The sequence below is a fragment of the Rhodococcus sp. 05-2254-6 genome, assembly GCF_002258565.1.
Classification (GTDB): Bacteria; Actinomycetota; Actinomycetes; order Mycobacteriales; family Mycobacteriaceae; genus Rhodococcoides.
This window is the reverse complement of sequence record NZ_NOZF01000045.1, coordinates 83155-99763: the sequence shown is the minus strand read 5'-3', so window position 1 is coordinate 99763 and position 16609 is coordinate 83155. Positions and strand designations below refer to the sequence as shown.

The window sequence follows — 16609 nt, the reverse complement described above, 5'->3', positions numbered from 1 at the left end:
GTACTGTTGGAGCGTGACGTCAGTCGTACCGACGACCGCGAATGACACCGTTCACAGGTCGATGTCGGTATGCACCGAACAAGGAGATCTGCGTGGAACGCACACTTTTCGAGCCCGAGCACGAGCTGTTCCGGGAGTCGTACCGGAAGTTTCTCGATCAGCACGTAGCGCCGAACCATGCGAAGTGGGAAGAGCAGAACATCGTCGACCGCGACGTCTGGGTCGAGGCCGGTAAGCAGGGCTTCCTCGGAACGGCAGCGCCCGAGGAATTCGGTGGCGGCGGAGTCAAGGACTTCCGCTACAACGCCATCGTCACCGAGGAAACCACCCGCGGCGGATACAGCGGTATCGGCTTCACCCTGCACAACGACGTCGTCGCGCCGTATTTCATCGACCTTGCCAACGACGAGCAGAAGCAGCGCTGGCTCCCCGGATTCTGCTCCGGCGAACTGATCACCGCGATCGCGATGACCGAGCCCGGCACCGGAAGCGACCTGCAGGGCATCAAGACCAAGGCTGTCCGTGACGGCGACGACTGGGTGCTCAACGGCTCGAAGACGTTCATCACCAACGGAATCAACGCCGACCTGATCATCGTCGTGGCCTGCACCGACCCCGAGAAGGGCGCACAGGGCTTCAGTCTGCTGGTCGTCGAACGCGACATGCCCGGATTCGAGCGCGGCCGCAACCTCGACAAGATCGGCATGAAGGCTCAGGACACCGCCGAACTCAGCTTCACCGACGTGCGCGTGCCCGCCGCCAACCTGCTGGGCGAGGAAGGCATGGGCTTCATCTACCTCATGCAGAATCTGCCCCAGGAACGCCTGTCGATCGCCGTCGTCGCGGCCGCCGCGATGGAATCCGCGCTCGAGATGACGATCCAGTACTGCCGCGACCGCAAGGCCTTCGGGAAGTCGATCGGCAAGTTCCAGAACACCCGATTCGTGTTGGCGGAGTTGGCCACCGAGACCACCGCCACCCGCATCATGGTGGACAAGTTCATCGAACTGCTCAACGAAGACAAGCTGACCGTGCAAGAAGCTGCCATGGCGAAATGGTGGACCACCGAGAATCAGGTCAAACTGATCGACCGGTGCCTGCAGTTGCACGGTGGCTACGGCTACATGAAGGAATACCCGATCGCCAAGGCGTACATGGACTCCCGTGTGCAGACCATCTACGGCGGCACCACCGAGATCATGAAGGAGATCATCGGCCGCGGATTGAATCTGTGATCCGCTGATCCGAAGCACGCTAAGGGCCGCAGCACATGTGCTGCGGCCCTTCGCATGTCACTGCCGTGACGATCTCTACAGCTTGCGCATCACGGTCACGACCTTGCCGAGGATCGCGGCGTTGTTGCCCGGAATGGGCTCGAACAGCGGATTGTGCGGCAGCAGCCACACCTCGCCCTTGGACCGCTTGAACGTCTTGACGGTGGCCTCCCCGTCGATCATCGCAGCGACGATGTCACCGTTGTCGGCCACGGACTGCTGACGAACCACCACCCAGTCGCCGTCGCAGATGGCCGCGTCGATCATCGACTCGCCGACCACCTTGAGCAGAAACAGCGAGCCCTGACCGACCAGCTCGCGGGGGAGCGGGAACACGTCCTCGACGGCCTCTTCGGCCAGGATCGGACCGCCGGCTGCGATCCGGCCAAGCACCGGCACGAACGTCGGGGTCGGCAACCGATCCTGTTCCTCGGACGCCGAGGAACCGTCGACCGCGGCGGCAGCCTGGTCGGCCTGCACCTCGTCGAGACCCCGGACGTCGACGGCACGGGGACGGTTGGCGTCGCGCCGGAGGAAGCCCTTGCGCTCGAGGGTGCGCAGCTGGTGAGCAACGGAAGAGGTCGATGTCAGACCGACCGCATCGCCGATCTCGCGGATGCTGGGCGGGTAGCCGCGCTCGGTGACCGACGCGCGAATGACCTCGAGTACCTTCCGCTGCCGCTCGGTCAGACCCGCACTGATGTCGGTGCCGACCTCCATTGCCTTGGACGTGGGTTCCGCGGCCGGCTTTCCTGCTGCGGCCTTGGTGGCGGTGGCCTTGGCTCCGGTCGTCCTGGAACCCGTCGTCGTGGAACGCGTGGTCGACCTCGTCGAGGTCTCGTCCTTCATGCTGTCGGCCTCCTGCTGGTGTCCTGGGATCCGGTCTGCGGGGTAGGTCTGCGCGGACTGGAGTTGATGGTGTCGACTCGTGTGGCGTGTGGTTTCTGACACGAATCTAGCGTGTATCAGCTGTTGAATCAAACATCTGTTCGACTCGTGTCGCGTTTTCTGCAGACTTTGTCGGAGGCTCGTGATAGAACTTCGAACAAGCGTCCATCGAACGCCTGATCGAACAATCGATCCAACGAGCGAAGTCGAGGTTCCGATGACCATCATCACCGATCGCCCCACCGCCGCCGGTGTCCGTGCCCGGTCCACCGTCGTCGAGCGTCGTCGCCGGGCCCGTCCCGTTCTGCGGAGTCCCCTCGGGATGCACGGCGTCACCACGGTGCCTCGCACACAGAGCGCACCGTGCCTTCCGGTCCTCGACCCGTCGTGGACCGACGTCACCGACCGCGAGGATGCCGATCGCGAGTTCGACGCGACCTCCGCGCACTTCGCGAGCCAGCCGGTTCGACTGCGATCGCTGGTGTTGTGGATGCTCGCAGTGGTCGTCGTGGCCGGTGGTCTGATCGGCATCGCGAACCTGCGAGCAGTTGCACCCGATGCAGGTGTGCAGCCGGCCGGTGTGGTCGAAGTGCACGACGGGGCTCTCGTCGAGTACACGACCGGCAGATGACCACCGCCCCCGTCGGGTTCGAGAAGGCTGAGTATCCTCGGTGGACTGCCCCGATGTGCGTGCTCGTCGTCGGAGCATCGGCTACGACGGAGGGTCCCTCATGCATTGCCCGTTCTGCAGGCATCCCGACTCACGCGTGGTCGATTCGCGTGAGATGGACGAGGGACAGGCAATCCGGCGGCGTCGCTCCTGCCCGGAGTGCGGTCGTCGTTTCACGACCGTCGAGGCAGCAGTGCTTGCAGTCGTGAAGCGCAGCGGCGTGACCGAGCCGTTCAGCCGCGAGAAGGTCGTCAAGGGAGTTCGACGCGCGTGCCAGGGCAGAGATGTCGACAACGATGCGCTGAACCTGCTGGCACAGCAGGTCGAGGACGCAATCCGTGCAGCGGGATCAGCGGAGATCCCCAGCAACGAAGTGGGATTGGCCATTCTCGGTCCGCTCCGTGATCTGGACGAAGTGGCGTACCTGCGCTTCGCCTCCGTGTACCGCTCGTTCAGTTCGGCCGAGGACTTCGAGAAGGAAATCCACGAACTGCGTAAGCACCGCGAGTCCGCCGACATCGACTGACAGTTCCGCCCGTCAGCGGCTCTGGTCCGAGATCGCCTTCTCGATGCGCTTCTCGGAGACCGGATACGCCGTACGAATCCCTTGGGCGAACAGTCCCACGCGCAGCTCCTCGATCATCCAGAACAACTCCTGCACCCCGGAACTCTTCTTTCTGCTCTCCGGAAGCGAATCCAGCAGTCGTCCGTACGACGCGTACACCCGATCGAGTACATCCATCGCCGCCGCGTCACGGCCTGCGCTGCTCGGCAGAGTGGCCAACCGCTTCGTCGCCGCCGCGAGATAGCGCGGCAGGTCCGCCAATCTGCGAGAACCGAACTCGGTGACGAATCCGCGAAAGATCAAGCCGTCGAGCTGCTCCCGAACATCGTCTGCCGGCTCACCCGAGGCTGATTGCAGTTGCGCCGACAAAGCCAGGGCAGCGGTCAGCACAGGACGAACCAGGGCGAGGACCGCGGCGGTACGCTGCGGAACCTCCGCGTGCACGAGCGCCCTGAGCTTGTCGAATGCCTCGGGATCTCGTACCGGTCCACCGTGCGCGTCCATTGCTTCCTCGACCGCGAGAACCCGGCATTCCTCGAGCAGTGCATCGACTCCGCCGTACGGATTCTGGCCGAGGGCAAGCCGTTCCGCCGTCGGTAATCCGGCCAACAGTGCTTTGGTGCCCTTCGGCGCAGTCGACAGCAGCAGAGCCCTGGTTCCGGAACGCATCGCTGCCCGCTGCTGAGCAGGGGTGCTCAGGACTCGAACCGCCACGCCCGGTCCTTCCGGCACCAAAGCCGGATAGCCGGTGACCTTCTGGCCTCCCACATCTCGGGTGACGGTCGACTCCAACCGTCCCAGCGTGCTCGAGGTCCACGCCAGCGAGGGCGCACGCTCGGCGTCACCCACCGCGCTGGCCACCTGACGGCCGACCTCACCGGACAAACCGGTACGCAGAGCGGTCAGATCCTTGTTGCTGCCCAACACCTTTCCGGACGGATCGACGGCCGCGAACGTCATTCTCAGGTGCTCGGGGAGTGCCGCAACATCGAAGTCCTTCGCCGTGATGTGGCACTGGGCCGCCCGCGAGAGCTCACGGGCCAATGCCGTGACCAACGTTTCGGCGCGGGGCCGCATGACCGCCAACGCCGCGGCTGCGAAGTCGGGGGCCGGTACGACATTGCGGCGCAACGCTTTCGGAAGCGTCTTGATCAGTGCGGTCACCAACTCGCCGCGCATCCCAGGGACCAGCCAGTCGAAGCCCACCGGCTGTACCTGAGCGAGCAGAGCGATCGGAATTCGTGCGGTGACGCCGTCGGCCGCCGTGCCCGGCTCGAACTGGTAGGTCAGGGGAAACTGGATCTCGCCCTGTCGCCATGCGTCGGGATACGCGCCGGTCAGTACCGAGGCCGCGTCGGAGTTGACGACGGTGTCGGTGGTGAAGTCGAGCAGCGCCGGGTCCTGTCTGCGGGCCTTCTTCCACCAGGTGTCGAAGTGCCGTGCCGACACCGCCTCTGGGGCGATGCGGGCGTCGTAGAAGTCGAACAGAGCGTCGTCGTCGACGACGATGTCTCGCCGTCGGGCGCGATGTTCGAGTTCACCCACGTCGTCGAGCAGTGCCCTGTTCTTGTGGAAGAAGGCATGCTGGGTCTTCCACTCGCCCTCCACCAGCGCATGTCTGATGAACAGCTCTCGGGACGCCTCGGGGTCGATACGGTGATAGTTCACCGGACGTTGCGTCACCAACGGAATGCCGTACAGCGTCACCCGCTCGTAGGCCATCGCCGATTCACGCTTGATCGACCAATGTGGTTCCGAGTACGTCCGCTTGACCAGATGCGGTGCCAACCGCTCGGCCCACTCCGGTTCGATGCGAGCAGCCATACGGCCCCACAGGCGCCCGGTCTCGACCAGCTCGGCGGCCATGACCCAGCGCGGGGGCTTCTTGAACAGACCCGAACCGGGGAATATCGCGAAGTGAGCTCCGCGCGCGCCGAGGAACTCGCATTTGTCCCCCTCCCTGAGTCCGACGTGCGAGAGCAGCCCGGACAGCAGCGACTGATGCAGGGCGGTCTCGGTGGAATCGGCGTCGGGCACCGTCCACCCGAGCCCGCGGGTGATCTGACGCAGTTGGCCGTGCAGATCCTGCCACTCGCGAATACGTAGGTAGTGCAGGAACTCTGTTCGGCACATGCGTCGGAACTGGTTGGAGGACAATTCGTTTCGCTGCTCGCGCAGATACGTCCACAGTTTCACGTACGCCAGGAAGTCGGAGTTCTCCACTGCGAAGCGTGCATGCTTCTCGTCCGCTGCCTGCTGATGCTCGGCGGGCCGCTCCCGAACGTCCTGAATCGACAGGGCCGCCACAACCACCAACGCGTCGCGAAGAGAGCCGTTGCCGTTGGCCTCGACGAGCATCCGAGCCATCCGAGGATCGACCGGCAGTGCCGAGAGTTCCCGGCCGATCGGGGTCAGCTCTGCAGTGCCGTCCTTGGTGGCCGGCTTCAGCGCACCGAGTTCCTCGAGCAGTCCGATTCCGTCCCTGATACTGCGCGGATCGGGCGGTTCGACGAACGGGAACGCGTCGATCTTGCCCAGCCCGAGTGCGGTCATCTGCAGGATGACCGACGCCAGGTTGGTGCGCAGTATCTCCGGCTCGGTGAACTGTGGACGTGACTCGAAATCCTCTTCGGAATACAGCCGGATGCAGATGCCGTCGGCGACGCGGCCACAGCGGCCGGCCCGCTGCCGCGCCGACGCCTGGGAGATCGGCTCGATGGGGAGTCGTTGCACCTTGGTGCGCAACGAATATCGCGAGATGCGGGCGGTACCGGGGTCGACCACGTAGCGGATGCCAGGGACCGTCAGCGATGTTTCCGCGACGTTCGTCGAGAGCACCACGCGTCGGCCCGAATGCGGGGAGAACACTCGGTGTTGTTCGGCCGCAGAGAGTCTCGCATAGAGAGGAACGATCTCGGTGTTGCGGAGATTGCGATCGTTCAGGGCGTCGGCGGTGTCGCGAATCTCGCGTTCACCGGACAGGAACACCAGAATGTCGCCGTCGCCCTCGGCCATCAGCTCGTCGACGGCCTGGCAGGTCGCGTCGACGGGGTCGAGATCGATCGTGGTGTCCCCGGCGTCGACGGTCAGTGGCCGATAGCGCATCTCGACCGGGAACGTGCGACCGGAGACCTCGATGATCGGCGCGGGCACGCCGTCCCGCGCGAAGTGCTGGGCGAACCTTTCGGGGTCGATCGTCGCTGAGGTGATGACGATCTTGAGGTCGGGACGCCGGGGGAGAAGCTGCGCCAGGTAACCCAGGATGAAGTCGATGTTGAGGCTGCGCTCGTGCGCTTCGTCGATGATCAGGGTGTCGTACTGTCGCAGCAGTCTGTCTCGCTGGATCTCCGCCAGCAGGATGCCGTCGGTCATCAGCTTGACGAGGGTCGAATCCGAGGACTGGTCGGTGAATCTCACCTTGTAGCCGATGGATTCACCCAGGGGCTCGCCCACCTCCTCGGCGATGCGTTCGGCCACCGTGCGGGCAGCGAGGCGTCGAGGCTGAGTGTGGCCGATCGAACCGCGAATTCCGCGGCCCAGTGCGAGAGCGATCTTGGGAATCTGAGTGGTCTTACCCGAACCGGTCTCACCGGCGACGATGACGACCTGGTGTTCGGCGATGGCGGCAGCGATGTCGTCCTTGCGCAGACTGACCGGAAGCGACTCGGGGAACTCGAGGGTCGGCACCGCCGCCCGGCGATTGGCCACTACCGTCTCGGCGCGGGCGACATCGCGTTCGAGAGCGGCCAACGCGTCGTCGGTACGAGCCTTGTCCAGTCGCCGCCGCAGCCGGTTCTCGTCCCGGATCGTGACGTCTGCCAGACGTGTGGCGAGAGATTTTCGCTGACCGGACAAATTCGAGGTAGACATACTCGCTCCAGGATATCCGCATCGACGCAACCGTCGTGAATGGCGGCCGAGACTGTGCCAGGATCGCCGTATGAGCATCGTGCACGATGTCACTGCCGAACCGCGTACGCCGGTACCGATCAGGATGCTGCGGGTGCTGTTCGCGGATCGGTGACGCTCTACATGGTGATCACCGGGATCATCTACGCGGTGTTGCCCGCGAACATCGATGTCGGTGTCGCGGATCCGTGGACCGACAACGTGGTGCATCGAATCATGCCCGTGGTCCTTCTGCTCGACTGGATTCTCGCTCCACCGCGTCGGCAGATCTCCGAGTAACGCAGCCTGACGTGGTTGCTCTTCCCGCTGGTCTATGGGATCTACACCCTGATCCGTGGACCCGTCGTCGACTGGTACCCGTATCCCTTCCTCGACCCGAGGGAACGGGGATACCCCGCGCTTGCCGTCGGGCTGGTGGTGTTGACCGTCGCTTTCGCGCTCATGGCGCTGGCAGTGAATGCTCTCGGACGGCTCGCGGGACGGTGGAGGCACGGATCGGTCTCGAGCGAATCGGACTCCACTACTGTGTAGCGCATGTCTTCCGACCTCGATCCAGCGGCCACCACACACTCCTCCGCGCTGTGGCACGGCTTCGCCGACATGGGCAACGTCACCGCCAGCGGGCCGTTCGTCGTCTCGCGAGGCGAGGGTGCGTACATCTTCGACAACAAGGGAACGAAGTATCTCGACGCGACCGCCGGTCTGTGGTTCACCAACGTCGGTCACGGCCGACGCGAGATCGCCGATGCCGTTGCCACACAGCTGAGCTCGATCGCTCACTACTCGAACTTCGGCGACTTCGTACCCGAGACCACGCTGGCCTTGGCCGATCGTCTCGCTGCCATCGCACCGGTTCCGGGTAGCAAGATCTTCTTCACCTCCGGTGGCTCGGACTCCATCGATACCGCCGCGAAGCTCGCGCGCCGCTACTGGGTCGAAATGGGACAACCGGCCAAGAAGATCATCGTCGGACGACAGAAGGCCTATCACGGCATGCACGTCGCCGGCACCGCGCTGGCCGGTATCCCGGTCAACAAGGAGAACTACGGTGAGCTGATGCCCGACGCCAAGACAGTGGCGTGGGACGACGCGAAGTCGCTGCTGGCGCTGATCGAGGAGGTCGGTGCCGAGAACGTGGCCGCCTTCTTCTGCGAGCCGGTCATCGGTGCCGGCGGAATCTACCTGCCGCCGGAGGGCTACCTGCGCGAGGTGCGGCAGATCTGTCGCGACAACGACGTGCTGTTCGTCGCGGACGAGGTCGTCACCGGATTCGGTCGGATCGGCGGCAGCTGGTTCGCCTCCACCCGGTTCGAGCTCGAACCCGACCTGATGACGACCGCCAAGGGGTTGACGTCCGGGTACGTACCGATGGGTGCTGTCTTCATCGCCCCGAAGATCGCCGAGCCGTTCTTCGCGGGCGGCGTGTGGTGGCGACACGGGTACACCTACGGCGGCCACGCCGGAGCGGCCGCGGCAGCGATGGCCAACCTCGACATCATCGAGCGCGAAGAGCTGCTCTCGCACTCCAAGCGCATCGAGGCGGCCCTGCACACCCACCTCGCGCCACTGGCCGCACACGACCGAGTATCGGAGATCCGCAGCGGAATCGGTGCTGTTGCCGCCGTGCAGCTCGCCGACCCGGCCGAAGCATTGCCTTTCGTCAAAACGCTTCGGGCACACGGGGTCTCCGGCCGCGCCGCCGGCCAGGGTGCGATGCAGATCTCGCCTGCATTCGTCATGACCGACGCCGAGATCGAAGAGTTGGCCGCGCGGATCCTCAGCGCGCTCGGCTGAACCGAAGTCTGCCGAGCAGCTGCTTCCCTCGCGACAGCGGGGGAGCGGGTGCCGGTGTCGGCTCGTCGGAGACAGCCGCGAAACGACGGTGCAGCTGCTCGCGCACTTCCTCGGGCGCGTAGGCACGACGCTTGCGCTCGGATCGAACCACCAACGCCCCGGTGGCCGCGACACCGACCATCCCGGCGAGACCGACAGCCTTCCACACGTTCATCCGGCCACCGTACCGTCACGAGATCTAGGGTGTGGACCATGAATCCGTCGCGAATCAGCCTCGATACCGCAGTCGAGGCCACCAGAACGGGCGACATCTGGATCTTCCGCGGACAGTCGAACGCCGATCGCGCAATCCAGGCACTGACCAACAGTCCGGTCAATCACGTCGGCATGTCCGTCGTGATCGACGACCTGCCTCCGCTGATGTGGCACGCCGAACTGGGGAAGTCGTTGCAGGACATGTGGAGCGGCAACTTCCAGCGCGGAGTGCAGCTGCACGATCTGCGAGCGGCCGTGACCCAGTGGGCCACGAAGTACGAACAGCGGTGCTGGCTGCGACAATTGGACGGATACGCGGGTCGTTCCGCAGGCTCCACCCCGTCCGTGACGAAAGAGCAGGAGGACGCCCTGCTTCGCACCATCGCCCGCTTGGACGGCACAGCCTTTCCGACCACCGCCTCGCTCGCCGGTCGTTGGTTCCGGGGCCGAGTCCCCACACTGCGTCGCAGCCAACGTGAGGGAGCAACCCTCGAAACCGCCTACTGCGCAGAGGTGGTGGCCATGACCTACGACGCGATGGGTCTGCTCACGGGCAACAAGAAAGCCAACTGGTTCGACCCAGGAAAGTTCTGGAGCGGCGATCGACTCCCACTCGCCGACGGTGTTCGTCTGGGCGAGGAAATCGAAGTGGACGTACCCGTCACACGCTGATCGACGCGTCCGCCGCGGTACGTCCGCCCAGCTCCACCCATCCGGCTTCGAAGGTAGTGTGCAATCGAGATCCGGCTCCCTGCAGGATGTTCAGGCTCCGGCCGAGTTCACCGGTCAGCCGGACGGCGGCAGCGCCGGTCGCTTCGTCCTCGGCGATACCCATCATCGGTGCGAACATGCGTGACCGCAGCGCGCCGTGCTCCTCGTCGGTCCAGGCCCAGACGTAGTGGTGCCCGCTGTCGTACGCACTCGGGTCCGCTGCCGTCACCTCGGCCGCGTCCTGGACCTGATGGAAGGTGAAGTGCGGAGTCCAGTCGGCTCGGGCCCGAACCCAGGTGTGCTCGCCCTCGTAGCGGATGTTCAGCGGCGCGGCAGGAACTGTGAGTACTTCGATCGGGTGTCCCTGCTCGCGCAGCCACCACGAGAGTCCGACCGTGGGATGCCCGGCGAAGGGCAATTCCACGGCGGGCGTGTAGATGGTGGCCGAGGCCGTACCGGAATCGGTGCGATCGACGAACACCGTCTCGCTGAAGCCGAGCTCGGTGGCGAACTGCTGTCGGTCCGCCTCGGCGACGTCATCCGCGGCGACGATGCCGAGGGGGTTACCGAACCTGCCGTCGGCATCGGTGAAAACTCGGACGACGGACACGTCGGTAGCCATGCCCGGACGGTACCAAACGCCGAACGAGGGACCCGCGGTCGCGGATCCCTCGTTCGGTGATCAGGTCGGGTCGACGCTCAGACGGCGGCACCGTCGAGGATTCGCCCTGCTTCGATCGCTTGCGCGACACCCGCGACGATCGACGCGGCGCGGATGGCCTCGAAGATCTTCTCGCGGTCGACGCCCTCGGCGCGCAGCGTCTTCTCGTGTGCTTCCAGGCAGTGGTTGCACCCGTTGACGGCCGAGACCGCGAGCGACCACAGCTCGAAGTCGGCCTTCTCCACACCGGGGTTGCCGATGATGTTCATGCGCAGACCGGCGCGCAGATCGTCGTACTTGCCGTCCAGGTATCCCTTGGTTCGGTAGAAGACGTTGTTCATGCCCATGATCGACGCGGCACCGAGGGCGGCGTTGTACGCCTCGGCCGACAGTGAATCGGCTGCGTCCTCGGCGATCTCCTTCAACGTCGTCGCGGACTTCGACGCTGCGGCCACCGACAGCAGGGTGCCCCATAGCTGCTGCTCGCTGAGCACCGTGGAGCGGGCGATGGAACCGAGATTGAGCTTGAGGTCCTTGGCGTACTCGGGGACGGCGTTCTTGAGGTTGTCGATCGTCATGTCAGACGCTCGCCGTCAGCAGTTCGCCTGCGTCGATGGTGGGATCACCCTTCTTCCAGTTGCAGGCGCACAGCTCGTCGGACTGCAAGGCGTCGAGAACTCGCAGGACCTCGTCCACGTTGCGCCCCACCGAGCCTGCCGTGACCGACACGAACTGGATCTCGTTGTTGGGGTCGACGATGAAGGTGGCGCGGTCGGCCACACCGTCGGCATTGAGAACGCCGGTGGCAGCAGCCAATTCGCGCTTGAGGTCCGACAGCATGGGGAAGGGAAGCGTCTTGAGCTCGTCGTGCTGTGCGCGCCACTGGAAGTGAACGAACTCGTTGTCGACCGACGCGCCGAGGACCTGTGCGTCGCGGTCCTCGAACTCCTCGTTCAGCTTGCCGAACGCGGCGATCTCGGTGGGGCACACGAACGTGAAGTCCTTGGGCCAGAAGAAGACGATGCGCCACTTGCCCGCGTGGTCGTCACTGGTGACGGTGGTGAAGTAGTCGTCGGGCTGCTGGGCGTTCACCTTGGAGAGGTCTCCGCCGATGACGGCGGTGAGGTTGTATGAAGGGAACTGGTCGCCAATTGTCAACAGTGCCATGTGGTCTCCTCGTGTCGGATGATCGCGTCGGTTCCGTATGTGGGCGGTTCGGATCGGTGGCGTGAATGCAGCCGTACGAGCCCGGCCGACCGGTACGAGTGTGCCAAAAATGTGGTGAAAGGTAAACGTGATGAGTGGCACTACACTGATAGGCGTGACCGATCGAAGCTATCAGCCGACCCTGTCGCATCTGCGTGCCTTCGTCGCAATTGCCCGTCATCGCCATTTCGGCAGTGCAGCAACGCAACTGAACATCACTCAGCCGTCTCTGTCGCAAGCTCTCGCCACGTTGGAGCAGGGGCTGGGGGTGCAGTTGATCGAGCGCAGCACCCGCAGGGTCTTGCTGACGTCGGCCGGCGGTCAGTTACTCGGTCGGGCGACTGCGGCACTCGACGCCGTGGACGGATTGGTCGCTACCGCAGCAGGATTGGGCGGTCGGCTGACCGGTGGTATGCGGCTCGGGATCATTCCCACCGTGGCACCCTACGTGCTGCCCGCAGTGCTCCCGGCCGTGCGCGTCGAGTACCCCGACCTCGTACCGAGAATAGTGGAGGATCACACCGCTCGACTGCTCGACGGACTCCGGTCCGGTGCACTCGACGTCGCCGTTCTCGCGCTGCCCCTCGCCGATCCGGGTTTGATCGAAACAGCCATGTACACCGAGGATTTCGTGCTCGCGCTCCCTGCCGAGCACCCTCTCGCGGGGCGTCGGGATCTGACGGTCGCCGACCTCCGCGGTCTCCCTCTGCTCCTCCTCGACGAGGGGCACTGCCTGCGCGAGCAGACCCTGGATCTGTGTCGCTCGGTCGACACCGCACCCGATGCGAGCGATACCCGGGCGACGTCGCTGACCACGGTGGTGCAGTGCGTTGCAGGAGGGCTCGGCCTGACGCTGCTGCCGCGCAGCGCCGTCGAGGTCGAGGTCGCTCGTGCGGGCTTGTCCACCGCAGAGTTCGCCCACCCTGCTCCCGGCCGCACCATCGGTCTCGTTCACCGAGCTTCGAGTGCGCGCGCCGCCGAATACAGTGCGCTCGCAAGTCTTCTCGCCGCAGAGGTCCTCGCCGACAACGCACGTGGACTCAGCCGGGCGTGATCACGATCTCGTCGAACACGATCTCGCCCGCCGCATCGGACTCCGGCACATCGACGACGGCGTCGAGCGACCAGCCGTGGTCACCGTCGGGATCCTCCAACACCTGACGCACCGTGGTGGACTCCGCACCGACGTTCAGCGTGAACAGCGCGGGGCCGCGGGCCGATGGTCCGGTTCCGATCGAGCCGTACTCGGCGAAGAACGGTTCCAGTTCCGTCTCCCAGTCCGGGCCGTCGTCGAGGTCGTCGAGGGCGTTCCACTGTCGGCGCGCCGCCAGATCGACTCGGCGGAAGATCGCATTGCGCGCGAGAATTCGGAAGGCCCGCGGGTTGGCCGAGATCGGACGCGGCACATCGGATCCGTACGCCTCGACGAGCGCCTCCGGCTCGGCACCCGGGTCCGTCAGGTTCTCCCATTCGTCGAGCAAGCTCGAATCCACCTGCCGCACGAGTTCACCCAGCCACTCGGTGATGTCCTGTACCTCTTCGGTTCGAGACTCCGGCGGAACCGTCTGGCGCAGTGTGCGATAGGCGTCGGCGAGATAGCGGAGGACGAGTCCCTCGGACCGCATCAGACCGTAATGGCTGATCAATTCTGCGAACGTCATCGCGCGCTCGACCATGTCGCGTACCACGGACTTGGGGGACAGGCCGACCTCGGAGAGCCACGGATGCGTGCCGCGATAGATCTCGAATGCCGGAACGAGCAGCTCTGCAAGAGGTTTCGGCCACGTGACCTCCTCGAGCAGTTCCATTCGCTCGTCGTACTCGATGCCGTCGGCCTTCATCTGCGAGACCGCTTCGCCGCGCGCGGCGTGCTGTTGCGCCATCAGGATCTGACGCGGATCGTCGAGGGTCGATTCGATGATCGAAACAACGTCGAGGGCATGGGTCGGTGATTCGGCGTCGAGCAGCTCGAAGGACGCGACCGCGAACGTCGACAGCGGCTGATTGAGCGCGAAGTCCGGCTGCAGGTCCACGGTCAGTCGAGCGTGTCGACCGTCGGCATCCGGCTCGTCGAGTTGTTCGACGATGCCCGCATCGACCAGACCGCGGTAGAGCGAGAGTGCCCGCAGAATGTGCTTGCGCTGAGCGGGCCGGGTCTCGTGATTGTCCTCGAGCAGGTGACGCATGGCATGGAAGCAATTGCCCGGCCGGGCAATGACATTGAGCAGCATGGCGTTGCTCACCGAGAACCGTGAGGTGAGCGGCTCAGGACTTGCGGTGATGATCCGCTCGAACGTCGGCTCGCCCCACGAGACGAAACCGTCGGGTGCCTTCTTGCGCTGTACGCGTTTGAGCTTCTTCGGATCGTCGCCGGCCTTGGCCACCAGACGGGCGTTCTCGATGTCGTGCTCGGGGGCCTCGACCACGACGGTGCCGAGGGTGTCGTATCCGGCTCGCCCCGCGCGGCCCGCGATCTGATGGAACTCGCGGGCCCGGAGTTTGCGGGTGCGGACGCCGTCGTACTTGGTCAGTCCGGTGAACAGCACGGTGCGAATGGGGACGTTGATGCCCACACCGAGGGTGTCCGTTCCGCAGATCACCTTGAGCAGCCCGTCCTGCGCCAACTTCTCGACCAACCGTCGGTACTTGGGCAGCATGCCTGCGTGATGCACCCCGATACCGTGCCGAACCAACCTCGACAGCGTCTTGCCGAATCCGGTGGTGAAGCGGAAGGCACCGATGGCCTCGGCTATCTCGGCCTTCTCCTGCTTGGACGCAACGTTCACACTCGTCAATGCCTGAGCGCGTTCGAGTGCCGAAGCCTGGGTGAAGTGCACGACGTAGACCGGCGCGAGGTGCGTCTGCACCAACTCTTCGATGGTTTCGCTGATCGGAGTGGTGACGTAGGAGAACATCAGGGGAACCGGACGCTCGGTGCCCGAGACCACGGTGGTCGTGCGTCCGGTGCGTCGGGTCAGATCGTCCCGGAAGAACGAGACGTCGCCGAGAGTCGCCGACATCAACAGGAATTGAGCGTTCGGTAGTTCGATCAAGGGAACCTGCCAGGCCCACCCCCGATCGGGCTCGGAGTAGTAGTGGAACTCGTCCATGATCACCTGGCCGATGTCGGAGTCGGCACCTTGGCGCAGAGCGAGGTTCGCGACGATCTCGGCGGTGGCGCAGATGATCGGAGCACCGGAATTGACCGACGCGTCGCCGGTCATCATGCCGACGTTCTGAGCGCCGAAGATCTCGCACAGGGCGAAGAACTTCTCGCTGACGAGTGCCTTGATCGGCGCGGTGTAGAAACTCCGAACGCCTGCGGCCATCGCGGCGTAGTGGGCTCCGATGGCCACCATCGACTTGCCCGATCCGGTCGGCGTGGCCAGGATGACGTTGGAGCCGGAGACCAGCTCGATGAGAGCTTCCTCCTGCGCGGGATACAGGGTCAGACCGCGATCTGCAGTCCAGGTGGTGAACGTGTCGAACAGGACATCCGGGTCGACGCCGTCGGACCGAGCGGCGGCGGCATCGGGAATCAGTTCGGTGAGAAGCACCTCTACAGGCTATGTGGGATCGACGGCCGAACCCGCATCGACACCGAGCGTCCGTCGCGACGCCTCAGGTCGCGCTGCGCTCGTCGGAACCCATCGCGCCGAGAACGGCCATCCGGGTGCTGGCGCTTCCGGTGATCATGTCCTCACCGACACCGGTGATGAGCAGGTTGCGCCACCGCACCTCGTCGAAGGTCAGTGACGGTGTGGAATCGATGAAGTCCTCGACGACCTGCAGAAAGCGCATCGGATCGTCCCGGAACGGGAAGTGTCCGGAATTCTCGAACACCTCCAACGTGGAACCGGGCATGGCCGAGTGGGCGAGGCGCGCATGACTGACCGGAATCACCGAGTCCTGGTCACCCCACACGAGCAGAACGGGGAGATTCTCGGTGAGATAACAGCGGTCCAGCATCGTGACCACCTGGCCGCGCCAGTCCACGACGGCGCGCAAGGTCCGCAGATACGCCTCGTACGTCGTCGGGGCCGGGAGCTCGCTCAGCACGCGGATCAGATCCGGAGTGTCGTGCAGGAGCGATCCGGGTCGCAGGGGAGAGCTGTGCAGTTTGCTCAGCAGGCCACCCGCCAGCTTCACCGCCGGGATCGCGCCGGGTAGGCGGAGCAGTTTGACGGCCTCGCTCAGAAACGGCATGGACGCGAGTCGAAGAATGGGATGTACGTCCTTGGTGACGCCACCGGAGGACACCAGAGCCAATCTGTCGACCATGCCCGGGAACTGGTACGCGAACTGCATGGCGACGCCGCCGCCCAGTGAGTGACCGACGACGGTGACGTGCTCGATGCCCAGCACCGAGAGCAGATCGCGCATGCCGTTGGCGTACGCGGCGACGGAGTAATCCGCACGCGGCTTGTCCGAGCGACCGTGACCCAGCAGATCCGGAGCGATGACGGTGTAGTTCTTCGCGAGGTGCGGGATGACTTCGTTCCACGTCTCGGAGTTGTCACCGATACCGTGGATCAACAGCAGAACCGGACCTTCGCCGGCCATGCGGAATGCCCGCCGGTATCCGTGAATGGTCCGGAAGATCAGCCGTGGTTCTTCGTCGGGAACCGGGCGGAGCTTGCGATTGCGCGGATTGGTGCTCATCTGCGCCTCCTGAA

At 64.8% G+C, this 16609-nt stretch carries 14 protein-coding genes and 1 pseudogene; 7 read left to right on the top strand and 8 right to left on the bottom strand.

Annotated elements, in window-relative coordinates; translation table 11 throughout:
* The first annotated feature begins 92 nt into the window (after positions 1–92).
* Complete coding sequence (locus tag CH256_RS05565; RefSeq protein ID WP_068050674.1) at positions 93–1235, top strand: acyl-CoA dehydrogenase family protein; 1143 nt, start codon at positions 93–95, stop codon at positions 1233–1235.
* Between the two features lie 75 nt (positions 1236–1310).
* Here the strand turns inward: CH256_RS05565 and lexA are convergent, their stop codons facing one another.
* Entirely contained in the window at positions 1311–1994 is a 684-nt protein-coding gene (gene lexA, locus CH256_RS05560) for a transcriptional repressor LexA (protein WP_037189497.1), read from the bottom strand.
* Between the two features lie 385 nt (positions 1995–2379).
* Between lexA and CH256_RS05555 the strand changes: the two genes are divergently transcribed.
* Together CH256_RS05555 and nrdR are read left to right on the top strand one after the other, a co-directional pair.
* Positions 2380–2793 carry a hypothetical protein gene (locus CH256_RS05555; RefSeq protein WP_068050673.1) on the top strand — a complete coding sequence of 138 codons (414 nt, stop codon included), beginning with the start codon at positions 2380–2382 and terminating at the stop codon, positions 2791–2793.
* Positions 2794–2893: 100 nt separating this feature from the next.
* Entirely contained in the window at positions 2894–3358 is a 465-nt protein-coding gene (nrdR, locus tag CH256_RS05550; protein WP_008716872.1) for a transcriptional regulator NrdR, read from the top strand.
* 12 nt (positions 3359–3370) lie between these two features.
* On the opposite strand, the gene hrpA is transcribed toward nrdR, so the two are convergent.
* Positions 3371–7267 carry an ATP-dependent RNA helicase HrpA gene (gene hrpA, locus CH256_RS05545; RefSeq protein WP_094669066.1) on the bottom strand — a complete coding sequence of 1299 codons (3897 nt, stop codon included), beginning with the start codon at positions 7265–7267 and terminating at the stop codon, positions 3371–3373.
* Between the two features lie 135 nt (positions 7268–7402).
* Between hrpA and CH256_RS05540 the strand changes: the two are divergent.
* Together CH256_RS05540 and CH256_RS05535 are read left to right on the top strand one after the other, a co-directional pair.
* Positions 7403–7837, top strand: a pseudogene (locus CH256_RS05540) (Pr6Pr family membrane protein); the annotation flags it as partial.
* Between the two features lie 3 nt (positions 7838–7840).
* Entirely contained in the window at positions 7841–9100 is a 1260-nt protein-coding gene (locus CH256_RS05535) for an aminotransferase family protein (protein WP_068050671.1), read from the top strand.
* On the opposite strand, the gene CH256_RS05530 is transcribed toward CH256_RS05535, so the two are convergent.
* Complete coding sequence (locus tag CH256_RS05530; protein WP_068050670.1) at positions 9084–9314, bottom strand: hypothetical protein; 231 nt, start codon at positions 9312–9314, stop codon at positions 9084–9086. The genes CH256_RS05535 and CH256_RS05530 overlap by 17 nt on opposite strands.
* 38 nt (positions 9315–9352) lie before the next feature.
* Here CH256_RS05530 and CH256_RS05525 point away from each other — a divergent pair, with 38 nt between their 5' ends.
* A complete protein-coding gene (locus CH256_RS05525) occupies positions 9353–10027 on the top strand; it encodes a hypothetical protein (protein ID WP_068050669.1) in 675 nt (224 codons plus the stop codon).
* Here CH256_RS05525 and CH256_RS05520 read toward each other — a convergent pair.
* The 3 genes from CH256_RS05520 to CH256_RS05510 form a co-directional block, all read right to left on the bottom strand.
* Positions 10017–10688 carry a PhzF family phenazine biosynthesis protein gene (locus tag CH256_RS05520; protein ID WP_068050668.1) on the bottom strand — a complete coding sequence of 224 codons (672 nt, stop codon included), beginning with the start codon at positions 10686–10688 and terminating at the stop codon, positions 10017–10019. The genes CH256_RS05525 and CH256_RS05520 overlap by 11 nt on opposite strands.
* Positions 10689–10765: 77 nt before the next feature.
* A complete protein-coding gene (locus tag CH256_RS05515) occupies positions 10766–11305 on the bottom strand; it encodes a carboxymuconolactone decarboxylase family protein (RefSeq protein ID WP_094642035.1) in 540 nt (179 codons plus the stop codon).
* A 1-nt stretch (position 11306) separates the two neighbouring features.
* The gene (locus CH256_RS05510; RefSeq protein ID WP_032397906.1) at positions 11307–11894 is read right to left on the bottom strand and encodes a peroxiredoxin; all 588 of its coding nucleotides are present in this window, start codon (positions 11892–11894) and stop codon (positions 11307–11309) included.
* A gap of 154 nt (positions 11895–12048) precedes the next feature.
* Between CH256_RS05510 and CH256_RS05505 the strand changes: the two genes are divergently transcribed.
* Entirely contained in the window at positions 12049–12987 is a 939-nt protein-coding gene (locus CH256_RS05505) for a hydrogen peroxide-inducible genes activator (protein WP_068050665.1), read from the top strand.
* Here the strand turns inward: CH256_RS05505 and CH256_RS05500 are convergent.
* Both CH256_RS05500 and CH256_RS05495 read right to left on the bottom strand, forming a co-directional pair.
* Complete coding sequence (locus CH256_RS05500) at positions 12974–15490, bottom strand: DEAD/DEAH box helicase (RefSeq protein ID WP_068050664.1); 2517 nt, start codon at positions 15488–15490, stop codon at positions 12974–12976. The two genes, CH256_RS05505 and CH256_RS05500, sit on opposite strands and share 14 nt — an antisense overlap.
* Before the next feature lie 64 nt (positions 15491–15554).
* Positions 15555–16595, bottom strand: coding sequence for an alpha/beta fold hydrolase (locus CH256_RS05495; RefSeq protein ID WP_094642397.1), 1041 nt, complete (start codon positions 16593–16595; stop codon positions 15555–15557).
* Positions 16596–16609 lie beyond the last annotated feature (14 nt).

Bases quoted from the DNA above. Each gene is read 5' to 3' on its own strand.
- CH256_RS05535 (WP_068050671.1), top strand. From the start codon at position 7,841: ATGTCTTCCGACCTCGATCCAGCGGCCACCACACACTCCTCCGCGCTG.
- CH256_RS05530 (WP_068050670.1), bottom strand. From the start codon at position 9,314: ATGAACGTGTGGAAGGCTGTCGGTCTCGCCGGGATGGTCGGTGTCGCG.
- CH256_RS05520 (WP_068050668.1), bottom strand. From the start codon at position 10,688: ATGGCTACCGACGTGTCCGTCGTCCGAGTTTTCACCGATGCCGACGGC.
- CH256_RS05525 (WP_068050669.1), top strand. From the start codon at position 9,353: ATGAATCCGTCGCGAATCAGCCTCGATACCGCAGTCGAGGCCACCAGA.
- lexA (WP_037189497.1), bottom strand. From the start codon at position 1,994: ATGGAGGTCGGCACCGACATCAGTGCGGGTCTGACCGAGCGGCAGCGG.
- CH256_RS05510 (WP_032397906.1), bottom strand. From the start codon at position 11,894: ATGGCACTGTTGACAATTGGCGACCAGTTCCCTTCATACAACCTCACC.
- hrpA (WP_094669066.1), bottom strand. From the start codon at position 7,267: ATGTCTACCTCGAATTTGTCCGGTCAGCGAAAATCTCTCGCCACACGT.
- CH256_RS05555 (WP_068050673.1), top strand. From the start codon at position 2,380: ATGACCATCATCACCGATCGCCCCACCGCCGCCGGTGTCCGTGCCCGG.
- nrdR (WP_008716872.1), top strand. From the start codon at position 2,894: ATGCATTGCCCGTTCTGCAGGCATCCCGACTCACGCGTGGTCGATTCG.
- CH256_RS05495 (WP_094642397.1), bottom strand. From the start codon at position 16,595: ATGAGCACCAATCCGCGCAATCGCAAGCTCCGCCCGGTTCCCGACGAA.
- CH256_RS05515 (WP_094642035.1), bottom strand. From the start codon at position 11,305: ATGACGATCGACAACCTCAAGAACGCCGTCCCCGAGTACGCCAAGGAC.